Source organism: Chromobacterium subtsugae, from assembly GCF_001676875.1.
GTDB classification, from domain to species: Bacteria; Pseudomonadota; Gammaproteobacteria; order Burkholderiales; family Chromobacteriaceae; genus Chromobacterium; species Chromobacterium subtsugae.
The window spans coordinates 1-498 of record NZ_JYKA01000052.1; the positions used below are offsets into that span (position 1 = coordinate 1).

1 pseudogene is annotated in these 498 nt (G+C 57.4%); it reads right to left on the reverse strand.

The features are described from left to right. Window positions 1-418, reverse strand: a pseudogene (locus tag MY55_RS24360) (transposase); the annotation flags it as partial. Between the last annotated feature and the right edge of the window lie 80 nt (window positions 419-498).

Sequence of the window (498 nt, forward strand, 5' to 3'; positions counted from 1 at the left end):
CGGATTCGCTGCCGCTCCGCACGATCGTCTCGAGGGTGAGGGCGATAAAAATAGGTAGCTTGCCGCAGCTGAATAACGGCCGTCGCACGCCTAATGCTGACGCGGTACGCGTCGATCAGGAAGTTGGCCAGCTCGCGTTTGCGAGCCGGCTTCACAGCTTTTTTTGGATGACTTCCTGCAGCATCTGCTTGTCCAGGCTCAGGTCAGCGACCATGCGCTTGAGACGGGCGTTCTCTTCTTCCAGTTGCTTCAGGCGGCGCAGCTCGCTGACGCCCAGGCCGCCGTATTTCTTCTTCCAGTTGTAGAAGGTGGCTTCGGAGACGCCCATCTTGCGGCAGACCTCGGCGATGGTGGTGCCGGACTCCGCCTGGCGCAAGGCGAAGGCAATCTGTTCTTCGGTGAACTTCGATTTTTTCATGACAAATCTCCTGCCCGGATGGGCTTAAATTTGCCAGAAATCTCTACTTTTCGCCGCTACGTTTTTGCGGGAGGAGGTCA